Source organism: Tenacibaculum sp. 1_MG-2023 (assembly GCF_030547425.1).
Classification (GTDB): Bacteria; Bacteroidota; Bacteroidia; order Flavobacteriales; family Flavobacteriaceae; genus Polaribacter.
In genome coordinates this window covers 282,102-293,699 of sequence record NZ_JAUORH010000001.1, presented here as the reverse complement: position 1 = coordinate 293,699, position 11,598 = coordinate 282,102, and the positions used below count along the sequence as shown (strand labels likewise).

The following is an 11,598-nucleotide window of genomic DNA, read 5'->3' as shown; positions in this document are numbered from 1 at the left end:
CTTGTTTTAAAGGATGCAAATTTACAGTTATTGTTGATAAGTAAAAAGTTTAGTGCTTTTAATACTTTGTATAGACTTAAATAAACACAAAAAACCTCACAATCCTTAAAAGGTTTGCAAGGTTTAAAATTGAAATAAGAGAGATATTTATATTATCGTAATGCCGGATCTGTTAAAATTACTTTTAATGTTTCTCTACATTCTGATTGTTTAATATTTGGTTATCATTTACAAAATATTAATTAAGCAATTATAGAGGCTAAAAAATACCTTTACCGACTATTTTTAAGGAATAAGCGATCTAATTTAAGCTTCAAAAAACTCAGTATGATTTAACTATAATCTACTTGTATTTTATAATTTAGAGAACTTAACAACTAACCAAACTATGAGTGAAAATGTAACTGCTTTCAATATCAAAGAAAAAGTATCGGCTTTACTTAAAGATTCTCTTGAACAGCCTGAGACTGAAAGCTTAATTAACGAAATACATTCTTATTTCCGTGAACTAATTCAACTTACTGGATTTGACCAGAACATGGAGCACCTAGCAGCCGTAACAACTGCAAAAGGAAAGGCTTTAGGGTTAAATCATGCTGCACAATGTTTGTTAGACTATAAACGAACTGTGAAGTTTTTAAAAGCTATGGTGACAGCGATTGAAGAAAAGCAACAAAATTACCCTAATGAAACAATTCATATTTTTTACGCGGGTTGTGGACCGTATGCTCCATTTGTTACTCTAATTGCTCCGCTTTTTAGTCCTGAAGAAGTACAGTTTTCTTTACTAGAAATTAATGATAAATCTCTAGAATATGCCAAAACCCTTATTCAAAAATTAGAGCTTACCAATTATGTAACGAACTATTATACTGCAGACGCTGTTACTTTCAAAGTCCCTGAACCTGAAAAGTTTCATATACTCTTTAGTGAAACATTGGATGCTTTGTTATACAGAGAGTGTTATGTTCCTATTTTATTTAATCTACTACCTCAACTATCAGAAGATATAACTGTAATTCCAGAAAACGTATTGGTAAAAATGAGTTTAGCAACTAATGCTTTTGCTGATGCTAAACATACATCTGTAGAAATTGATACTGTTTTAAATGTTAGAAAAGCTATCTTATTAAACCAAAATAAGACTATTCCTAACCAACTTCCTGATAAAAAAGTAGCTGTTAACTCAATTAATATTAAAGAATACAATTACTTAATATTAGATACATTGGTACATGTTTATGACCATATTTGGTTAACAAGAAACGAATCTTCATTAACATTAGCTCTTGAAATGCATATAGAGCATCCTATTAATTTTGGTTCTATTGTATTTACTTATCTGATGGATTCTAATATTGAATTAAAATACAGGTTAGAAGAATAATACTTAAAAAGCAAAAAGCATAACCAAATTGGTTATGCTTTTATTTAATTTTAAATATTCTTTTACTTACTCTTTTATAGGTACGGTAACAATAACATTATCCCACCCAATATACATATTGAATGCTTCATCTTCACCATCAAAAGCAATAGAGAAAGCCTCTATTGTTTCATCTGATTTGGAAGTAGGAGCAGTTATTCTAGCTACATCTTCACTTTCATTATAAAAGTAAGATCCCCAAACATTTTTGGCTGTGTTTAAAATAAGAGTCCATTCTTTTTCTCCTGGAATTGTAAATAAGGTATAAGTTCCTGCTTTTACTTTTTTACCACCAAAGGTTATTTCTTTATAAAATGTAATTTCAGCTGCTTCATTAGCTCCTGTTCTCCATACTTTTCCCATAGGAGCTAGTTTTGCTAACGATCTTCCTTTTAATTGTGGACGACTATAAACAACTTTTACTTTTTTATCTGAAATTCTATAACTACTAGGAAAAGCAGCTGCATCCATTGGACTTTTATCTAAATTCGCGAATTTTTGAGCTGTTACTTCGTTTGAAAACACTAAGGCTACAGCGAATACGATAATTGATAAAATTGATTTTTTCATGTTCTTATTTTTAATTGTTAACTGAGGGTTTGTCACCAAATTTAAGAATCCTTACGTAAAATCCGCTCTTTTTTTTAAACAATCCTATTTTTTGATTCTAAACAAACAGAGAATAATTTTTTTAAAAATTGTAATTCAAGTAAATAGATGTTCTATATTTTACTTCTATAGTTCCTTGCGCTAAGTTTTGCTGTATTGGATACATTGCTAAGGCTCCTACTGTTAATTTTTTTGCATTATACTCGGCTCCTAAGCTAGAAAACAATGCATGACCTTCAGTATTTTTAACTTTTAACCCTAACATTTTATTACTTTCATAGAATTCTCCTGAAACTCCTACTGAAGGTACAAAACTATTTTGCTTACTATCTTTAAAAGCATAAAAGAAAGTACTATTGAAATTAAATTGATTTCCAAATCGATACTCTTCTTTATTTGTAGTTTTTATGTAATAATTAAGGTAATTTGTAATTCCGAAATTATTTCTCTTAAATACATACTGAAGATTCGTAATTACATCTGTACTACCTGTTCCTAATTGAAAACTAGGGTTTATTGAGTTATTAATTGCTTCGTTATAAGTCCCTGTTGGTAACTTTAACCCTCCACCAATTTTTAATAGATGGTTAGAAGATATAACCTTGTCTTTTTCTTCCTTATAATTTCCTGTATTTTTATTTAAAACAGTATAATTAATTAAAAAAGATATATCTCCTAAACCATCAATAGCTGTTGTTTTATCAACATAGTCTCTTGAATGAAAATGAAAGGGAACAAAAACTTGGGCTTCTAAATACTCTTTAATAATTGGAATTCGAGACCAAACTTGTACTGTATTAAAATACTCATTTATAATTGGAGAGTTATTAAAAATCCCATCTTTTGATTGGTATTTTTGGTGTAGATAACGTACGCCAACAAAATTATTATCTATAATTCCTCCCATTCCTAAACTACCTCCGCTGTTACTACAGCCACAAGCATCGCAGTCTAAAAATAGCTCATATCGCTTAGGAAACGTGTCCGCTTGTATTTGTACTGAAATTAATAATACTAATATGAGTAGTACTTTATTCAGCAAATCTTTTATCTGTGATAAATTCTTCATCTGTTAATGTTTTTAAAAAGGCTATAATGTCTTCTTTTTCTTGTTCGTTTAATGGTATTCCAGTTTTTCCATTCTCATTTTTAAGAATTGGATCTAGATTTTGAGTTTCTTGAACTCCTGTTGCATAAAAATTCAATACTGATTTTAAAGACCCAAATCGACCGTCGTGCATATACGGAGCAGTAAGTTCAATATTTCTTAGGCTGGGTACTTTAAACTTGTATTTGTCTTCTTCTAATAAGGTAACCGTCATTCTTCCTAAATCGTTAATTTCTGCGTTTATTGGTAAACCATTATTTCTAAAAGCATCATCTGTAAACAAGTCGGATGTATGACAAGAAGCACATTTTGATTTAAAAAGAGCTAGTCCCTTTTTTTCTTGCTCAGAAAACTCTCCTCCTTTTTCCACTCGAACATATTTATCGTACTTTGAATTAGCTGAAACCATCATTAACATAAATTGAGACATCGCCTTAAACGTATTGTCAGCATTGATTTCTCCGTCTTCAAAAGCTTGACTAAACAATTTTAGGTAAGCTGCGTCTTGTCGTAGTTTTTCCAAAATATTAGTTACGGTTTCGTCCATTTCAACAGGATTGGTAATTGGTATTATTGGAAATATATCTAAGTGAAAAGCTGCTCCATCCCATGAAAACTGCTTTTGGAAAGCCATATTTTGAACTGGAGGCGTATTTCTAGTTCCTTCTCTATCTTCAACTCCGTGACTTAATTGATGTCCGTGATGCGTAAATGCAAACTTTTGCTGATGGCAAAAAGCACAAGAAACTACTCCGTCTGATGATAGTTTTCCTTCATAAAAAAGTTTCTTTCCTAATTCAAAGCCTTTTTCTGTGATTGGATTTGAGCTTAAATTATAATGAGGCTCGGGAAAATTGCTTGGTTGTTCAAAAGCTAGTTCTACATTAGTGTACACATCTTCCTGTTTACAACTAAAAAAAGAACACACTAACAATGCAATCATTAATTTTTTCATTACATACAGTATTAGTAGCTAATTGAAAACAATTAGCCTATTACACTTAAAAAACTTAAAGAATAGAGCTTTCACCCTATTCTTTAAGTGTATTTATTATTAATGATGATTTGTGTGATGTACATGGTGAACCATGAACATCTCAGTATAGTTCTCTGCTATTAATGACGCTTTATCTCCTCCCATAATAGTTGCACCTTCTGAAAGTTTAATTTTAGATTTACCATCTAACATTGTATTAGCATCTACTTTAATATGCAACTGTGGTGATTGTTCTTTACTAACAATAGCTACATCCATAGGTAACTCTACTTCTTTGTATAAATCTACTGTCGTTCCTCTACTTGCAATATGTAACATAAAAGGATTTTCAGTTGTATCTTCTTTATAGTTTCCTTCTAAAACCACAAACTTATATCCTGCTTGCCAGCTCCAAGTTAGGTTATAACTTTCAGCTAAAGTCCAAAAGTCTTGTTGTACTGCTTGTCCTTCTATAAATCGTTCTTGGTCTACACCAATTCCGAATTTAACTTTTGTATACTTTCCTGCTGGTACGTCTTTAAGTGATATTTGAATTTTCTTAGGCTTATCTCCTCCTCCTTCACTAATTATAAAGTAACTTTCATTTTTAGGGTATACAAATTCCTCTCCTTCTTCTGTTACAAGTACAAAATTACTTACGATATAATCGAAAGAATTTACAGTTAATACTTCTCCATTTCCGTTAGTGTATGTTGAAGTGCCTAGTAAAAGTTTGTCTTCTGCAAAACCGTTATCAAACTCTATTACTACTTCGTTTTTTCCTTCTAATTTATCATTAATTATTTCATCGTCACTACATGAAGTGAACACCATAGCAAAAGCTATGATAGCTAATATTTTTTTCATCTTTTAAATTTTATATACTACAGTACTTCTTTAACAATGCTGAGCATCATTAAAAATCTTTGTCTGTAAATTGTATTTAAGTTTTGTTATTATTTTACAATAGCCTACTCTTTTGATTACGTTATTTGTAACCAATTAGTAGTTTTTTTTATATGTAAAAATTAAGCAATAGGAGGATGAAATACTTCTTTGTTGAATAAGTAATGGTAGTTTTTCTTATAAAAAAATGTTCCTTTCTCTTTTATAAGCTGTTTTTCTTCTAAATCTATATTAAGGATAGAAACAAACCCAATAGGGTATTCTTCCATTGAAATTCGTAGTGATTTAAAGTCGTCGTCTTGTTGTTTTTCAAGCTCCATCATTAACTGACACTTACCGTTACAATTTAACTCTGGTTTATCTTTATTAATACATAAAACCTTTGATATATAATCATAATTTATTGCATACTCAACAAAAGGAGCTATTGGGCGCAACATGGCTATCATGTACAGTGCAACAAAAAAGTATATGCTTAGTTTTTGTAACAAAAAGAGGGCTTTTTACTAGAGCAAAGATACTACTATCTCTACTGATAAACAACAATAACATTTCACGTTTTTTTCTTTATTTTAATTTATTCTAAATAAAAAACTTATATTTGCACAGATTTTACTGAAGAATAATGATTGTTTTTTATACTGAAACCAAGAAAGTTACCTCTGAAACTTCCGTTAAGACATTAGAAAGAACTACTCTTTGTAGTTCCTCGTGTACAAGTAACTGTATTAAACCTAAAAGTAAATGCTGTAATAAATATCAAAAGAAAGGTGTTAATTGTAAAAGATGTCCTTTAACATTTGATTTAAAAGCAGTTTCATAATAACGATTTACCCCACCCCCTTTGTTTGTTTATATATTACAAACAGAAAGCCCTTAAAAGAAATTTCTTTTAAGGGCTTTCTTAGTTTTTGTCTACAATTTTCTTTATACTACCTTTAACAAAAAGTAATTTTTCTTTCCTCTTTGTAATAAAACATACTTATTGGCAATTAAATCTTTTGAAGTGATAACAAAGTCTTCATTTACCTTTTCTTTATTTACTGATATTGAATTCTCTTTTAAAGCTCTTCGCGCATCTCCGTTTGATTTTAAGAACCCTGTTTTAGCGGCTAAAGCTGCAATCATATCTAATCCTTCAGCTATATCTTCAGACGTTACCTCAGCTTGTGGTACTCCATCAAACACATCTAAAAATGTTTGCTCATCTAAATTCTTTAAATCTTCAGCTGTTGACTTTCCAAATAAAATATTTGAAGCAGCAATCGCTTTATCTAACTCTTCTTTAGAATGCACGAAAATTGTTACTTCTTCAGCTAACTTCTTTTGTAATGCTCTTTGGTGTGGTGCTTCTTTATGTTCAGCAATTAAAGCATCAATAGTTTCTTTATCTAAAAACGTAAATATTTTAATATACTTTTCAGCATCTTCATCCGAAGTATTTAACCAAAATTGGTAAAACTTGTAAACTGATGTTTTATCTGCATCTAACCAAACATTTCCTCCTTCAGACTTTCCAAATTTAGAACCGTCAGCTTTTGTAATTAACGGACAAGTAGCGGCAAATGCTTTTGCATCTTCACCTGGTGTCATTCTACGAACTAACTCTGTACCTGTGGTAATGTTTCCCCATTGGTCAGAACCTCCCATTTGCAATTTACAGTTTAAGGTTTTATATAGGTGATAGAAATCATACCCTTGAATTAATTGATACGTAAACTCTGTAAAGCTCATTCCGTTACCTGCTTCTCCTGTAATACGTTTTTTTACAGAATCTTTTGCCATCATGTAGTTTACAGTAATTCTCTTACCAACATCTCTTACAAACTCGATAAAAGAAAAGTCTTTCATCCAATCGTAATTGTTTACCAATAAAGGAGCATTTTTAGTTCCATTATCAAAATCTAAAAAGCGACCTAGCGTCCTTTTTAAACCTGCAACATTTTTAGCTAACGCTTCTTCATTTAATAAATTACGTTCGTCTGACTTCCCTGTCGGATCACCAATCATACCAGTAGCACCTCCTACTAAAGCCACTGGTTGATGCCCTGCTTTTTCAATATGAACTAGTAAAATAATTGGAACTAAACTACCAATGTGTAACGAATCTGCAGTTGGATCAAAACCAATATAAACCGATGTCATTTCCTTTTGAAGTTGTTCTTCGGTTCCTGGCATAATGTCGTGAATCATTCCACGCCATTGTAATTCTTCTACTAAATTATTGGTCATTTTATTCTATTTTTAAAGAAGCAAAGATAAGTTTATCAACCAAAATAAACTAAATTCGCTTTATGATTTTAGTTACAGGAGGAACAGGTTTAGTAGGCTCTCATTTATTATATCATTTAAGCAAAAACAATGACAGAGTTCGAGCTATTTTTAGAACTGAAGAAAAGCGTGAACATGTTAAGAAGATCTTTTCTTTTTATACAGACGATGTACAAGAATTCTTTTCAAAAATTGAATGGGTACAAGCCGACATTACCGATGTACCTTCTTTAAAACCCGTATTTGACAATATTACACAAGTGTATCATTGTGCTGCATTAGTTTCTTTTAACCCGAAGGATTACAGAAAAATGCGTCAGGTAAATATTGAGGGAACTGCTAACTTAATCAATTTTGCTATTGATGCGAATGTAGATAAATTCTGTTTTGTGAGCTCCATTGCTTCTGTTGGGAATACTATTAACGGACAACCAATTAATGAAGAAAATGAATGGGTAGATGATGACGAAAATAATGGATACGCTATTACAAAATACGGTGCTGAAATGGAGGTTTGGAGAGGTAGTCAAGAAGATTTAAATGTCGTAATTGTAAACCCTGGTGTAATTTTAGGCGGTGGTTTTTGGGGTGAAGGCTCTGGAAAAATGTTTACACAAATAAATAATGGATTTAAATTTTATACAGAAGGTATTACTGGATTTGTTGGAGTAAGTGATGTCGTAAAAGCAATGATAAATCTGATGGATTCTAATATACAAAATGAACGTTTTATTTTAGTTTCTGAAAACAAAACGTTTAAAGATGTTTTATTTAGTATTGCTGATAATCTAAATAAAAAAAGACCTTCAAAAAAAGTAGGAAAACTGATTACTTCAATATTTTGGAGAGTGGATTGGCTTTTAACAATACTTACAGGTAAAGAGCCTTTGTTAACTAAAAACTCTGCTAAACCTGCTCACAACGAATCGTTCTATACTTCTGAAAAAATTACAGAACAACTTGATTTTGAATTTGAACCTATTAATGATGTAATTGCTAGAATTTCTAAAGAGTTTAAAAAGTAAATTACTTAATCTTCTTTAAGTCTTTTTTTTTCAAAGCCTCTATCTTCTCTTTTTATTAACTCTTTAGGAGCATCATCCAATAATAGTTCTTTATTTAAAATAGTATCTTTTTTTAGTTTCCCTCCCTTTTTAATCCCTTTTATGGAGTCTTGAACTTCCTGCTTTTTTCTATATAAAACGTCTAATGAATCGATATTACCTTTTACTTTTTTTAAGATTTCTGCATACTCATCAACCTTAGAGGTATAATATGTATTACTAGCATCAAACCGAGTACTATCAATTTTATACTTTTCATATACTAAAATCATATAGTTTTTCTCTCGCTTTAGAAACTTGTTTTTTTGGTTTTTTGCTGATGAGGCAACATACATATCAGTTAATAATGAAACCATTGAATCTTTAGGGATTAAATCCTCAGGTTTTTCGTATATCGTATTACTTGTACACGACACTATAAACAAACCAATACATATGTAAAAAAAAGACTTCATTTATCTATTGAATAACAATCGTTTTCCTTTAATTTCTTCGTTAAACACACCTTCGTTGTACATTAAGTTTCCGTTTACAAATGTCTGTGTTATCTGACTTGAAAACTCAACTCCTTCAAATGGAGACCACCCACATTTATACAATACGTTTTCTTTATCTACTGTCCATTTTTTATCAGTATCAACTAAAACTAAATCAGCATAAAAACCTTCTTTTATGAAACCTCTTTTTTCAATTTTGAAGATTTTTGCTGGGTTGTGACTCATCTTCTCTACCGCTTTTTCAATTGGCAACACTCCTTCTTTCACCTTTTCTAAAATTGCTGTAACTGCATGTTGTACTAACGGACCTCCACTAGGGGCTTTTGTATACACGTTGTCTTTTTCTTCTAAAGTATGCGGAGCATGGTCAGTAGCAATGATATCAATTCTATCATCTAGTAATGCTTTCCATAATCCATCTTTATCTTTTTGTGTTTTCACAGCAGGATTCCATTTAATATGTGTTCCTTTTTTATCATAATCTGCATCGGTAAACCATAAGTGATGTACACAAACCTCAGCGGTAATTTGCTTTTCTTCTAACGGAATATCATTTCTAAATAAATGCGTTTCTTTTTCTGTAGATAAATGGAAAATATGTAAACGGGCTCCTGTTTTCTTTGCCAATTCAATCGCTCTTGAAGACGATAAATAGCAAGCTTCTTCACTACGAATTAACGGATGGTATTTTATAGGAATATCATCTCCAAATTTTGCTTTGTATTCCTCTGTATTTTTTCTAATGGTTGCTTCGTCTTCACAATGCACAGAGATTAACATTTTAGTTGAAGAGAATATTTTCTCTAATACTTCTTCATTATCAACTAACATATTTCCTGTTGAAGAACCTAAGAATAGTTTGATTCCCGCAACATCTTTTGGATTCGTTTTTAATAGTTCTTCTAAATTATCATTAGTTCCACCAAACATAAACGAATAGTTTGCGTATGATCTTTTACTTGCAATATCAAACTTATCTGCTAATAATTCTTGAGTTGTTGCTTGAGGTACTGTATTTGGCATTTCGATAAACGACGTAATTCCTCCAGCAATTGCTGCCTTACTTTCTGTAGCAATATTAGCTTTATGTGTTAAACCTGGCTCACGAAAATGTACTTGGTCATCAATCATCCCAGGAATTAAAAACTTACCTTCGGCATCTACCATTAACACATTATCAGTAGGAATTATGTTTTCTCCTATCTTTTTAATAAATTCTCCTTCTATTAAAACATCGCCTTTAAAAACCTTGTTTTCGTTAACGATTTGTGCGTTTTTAATTAAATATGATTGCATGTTGTTATTTTGGTAATCCGTTAATTCTCATTTTTATCACACCGAAGACAGCTTCTTTAATGATTCCTTTGCTTAGCTTTGACTTCCCTAAGACTCTATCAGTAAAGATAACTGAAACCTCTTTAATGTTAAATTTATGCTTCCATGCCTTGTATTTCATTTCTATTTGAAATGCATAGCCTACAAACTTAACTTTATCTAACTTGATTGTTTCTAACACTTTTCTTTTATAACACACAAAACCTGCGGTAGTATCATGAATAGGCATTCTCGTGATTAAACGCACATATTTTGAAGCAAAGTATGATAACAACACCCTACTCATTGGCCAGTTAACTACATTTACTCCTACCGAATATCTTGATCCTACAGCAACATCTGCCCCTTTATTAGCACATTCGTTATACAGTCGAATTAAATCGTTAGGGTTGTGTGAAAAATCGGCATCCATTTCTATGATATAATCATATTTATTTGAAATTGCCCATTTAAATCCGTGAATGTACGCTGTGCCTAAACCACTTTTTCCTTTTCTTTTTTCAATGAAAAGCTGATTTGGAAATTCTTTTTGTAAGTTTTCTACGATTGTTGCTGTTCCGTCAGGGGAATTATCATCAACAACCAACACATGAAATACTTTTTCTTGACTAAAAGTTGCTCGAATTATAGCTTCGATATTTTCTTTCTCGTTATACGTAGGAATTATGACTAAAGCGTCTGACTTCATGTAATTTTCATATAATTCTGAGCAAAGATACACTTATTTATTACTAATTTTGTGTTAATTAAAAAGTATAAAAGCAATTGCAAGCAATAGAACGAATTACAAACCATGATAGTTGGATTACCTTAGTTATTGTATTAGCTATTGTGTTGTTAGCTATGATGAAATCGTTAAAACCAACTAAACTATATGGGTATTCTGTTGCTTTTATAACTCCAGGTTTTTTTCATAAGAGAATGGAAGAAGGTGCTTCTTTTTTTTCTCCTTTTAAATTACTCTTATTTTCTTTTTCATCAATTGTTATTTCTCTGTTTTTATTCTTGACTTTAGTATCGGAGATATACTCTCATAGCTTTTTAGCTTTTATAGGATTACTTCTATTCGTCATTCTGTATTTCTCACTACGTTTCTTAATAGATTACGCATTAGCAAACACTTTAGGTTTATCATCAATTATAAATTATTTTTTACATACAAAATCAGGGTATTTATATGTTCTTTGTATATGGTTACTTCCTATTATTATACTGTACCAATACACTTTTACTAATAAACTTTTTTTAATTTATTCTTTCGTTATCCTGCTTATTTTTAGGGCTTTTTTAATTTTAACAAATAATAAAAAGCTTGTTATTAGTAAGTTGTTTTATTTTATTTTGTACTTTTGCACCCTTGAAATAGCACCGCTATTAATTCTTTATAAAACAACAACTACGTAATA

The 11,598-nt window shown here is 30.8% G+C and carries 12 protein-coding genes; 3 read left to right on the top strand and 9 right to left on the bottom strand.

What is annotated here, in order from left to right:
* The first annotated feature begins 388 nt into the window (after positions 1–388).
* Positions 389–1,387, top strand: coding sequence for a phytanoyl-CoA dioxygenase (locus Q4517_RS01325; RefSeq protein WP_303505353.1), 999 nt, complete (start codon positions 389–391; stop codon positions 1,385–1,387).
* Between the two features lie 66 nt (positions 1,388–1,453).
* Here Q4517_RS01325 and Q4517_RS01320 read toward each other — a convergent pair whose 3' ends face one another.
* The 6 genes from Q4517_RS01320 to tyrS all read right to left on the bottom strand — a co-directional run bounded on the left by Q4517_RS01320 (position 1,454) and on the right by tyrS (position 7,257).
* Positions 1,454–1,996 (bottom strand): DUF2911 domain-containing protein, encoded by a 543-nt coding sequence (locus Q4517_RS01320; protein WP_303505351.1) that lies wholly within the window; start codon positions 1,994–1,996, stop codon positions 1,454–1,456.
* A gap of 121 nt (positions 1,997–2,117) precedes the next feature.
* Positions 2,118–3,104, bottom strand: a complete 987-nt coding sequence (locus Q4517_RS01315) for a transporter (RefSeq protein WP_303505349.1) — start codon at positions 3,102–3,104, stop codon at positions 2,118–2,120.
* Positions 3,067–4,098, bottom strand: a complete 1,032-nt coding sequence (locus tag Q4517_RS01310) for a cytochrome-c peroxidase (protein WP_303505347.1) — start codon at positions 4,096–4,098, stop codon at positions 3,067–3,069. The genes Q4517_RS01315 and Q4517_RS01310 overlap by 38 nt, the downstream gene beginning before the upstream one ends.
* A 99-nt stretch (positions 4,099–4,197) precedes the next feature.
* Positions 4,198–4,986: an MbnP family protein gene (locus Q4517_RS01305; protein WP_303505345.1), complete on the bottom strand. Its 789-nt coding sequence runs from the start codon at positions 4,984–4,986 to the stop codon at positions 4,198–4,200.
* Positions 4,987–5,147: 161 nt separating this feature from the next.
* Positions 5,148–5,516 (bottom strand): hypothetical protein, encoded by a 369-nt coding sequence (locus Q4517_RS01300; RefSeq protein WP_303505343.1) that lies wholly within the window; start codon positions 5,514–5,516, stop codon positions 5,148–5,150.
* Between the two features lie 436 nt (positions 5,517–5,952).
* The gene (tyrS, locus tag Q4517_RS01295; protein ID WP_303505340.1) at positions 5,953–7,257 is read right to left on the bottom strand and encodes a tyrosine--tRNA ligase; all 1,305 of its coding nucleotides are present in this window, start codon (positions 7,255–7,257) and stop codon (positions 5,953–5,955) included.
* A gap of 62 nt (positions 7,258–7,319) precedes the next feature.
* Here tyrS and Q4517_RS01290 point away from each other — a divergent pair, with 62 nt between their 5' ends.
* Complete coding sequence (locus tag Q4517_RS01290) at positions 7,320–8,321, top strand: SDR family oxidoreductase (RefSeq protein WP_303505338.1); 1,002 nt, start codon at positions 7,320–7,322, stop codon at positions 8,319–8,321.
* Positions 8,322–8,326: 5 nt separating this feature from the next.
* Here Q4517_RS01290 and Q4517_RS01285 read toward each other — a convergent pair whose 3' ends face one another.
* From Q4517_RS01285 to Q4517_RS01275, 3 genes are read right to left on the bottom strand one after another with little or no spacing between them, the layout of a single operon-like run.
* Positions 8,327–8,815: a DUF4296 domain-containing protein gene (locus tag Q4517_RS01285; RefSeq protein WP_303505336.1), complete on the bottom strand. Its 489-nt coding sequence runs from the start codon at positions 8,813–8,815 to the stop codon at positions 8,327–8,329.
* On the bottom strand, positions 8,816–10,153 hold the full coding sequence (locus tag Q4517_RS01280) for a dihydroorotase (RefSeq protein ID WP_303505333.1): 1,338 nt from the start codon (positions 10,151–10,153) through the stop codon (positions 8,816–8,818).
* 4 nt (positions 10,154–10,157) lie between these two features.
* A complete protein-coding gene (locus Q4517_RS01275) occupies positions 10,158–10,880 on the bottom strand; it encodes a polyprenol monophosphomannose synthase (protein ID WP_303505331.1) in 723 nt (240 codons plus the stop codon).
* Positions 10,881–10,957: 77 nt separating this feature from the next.
* On the opposite strand from Q4517_RS01275, the gene Q4517_RS01270 reads away from it, so the two are divergent.
* Positions 10,958–11,596 (top strand): DUF4271 domain-containing protein, encoded by a 639-nt coding sequence (locus Q4517_RS01270; RefSeq protein WP_303505329.1) that lies wholly within the window; start codon positions 10,958–10,960, stop codon positions 11,594–11,596.
* The last annotated feature ends 2 nt before the right edge of the window (positions 11,597–11,598 follow it).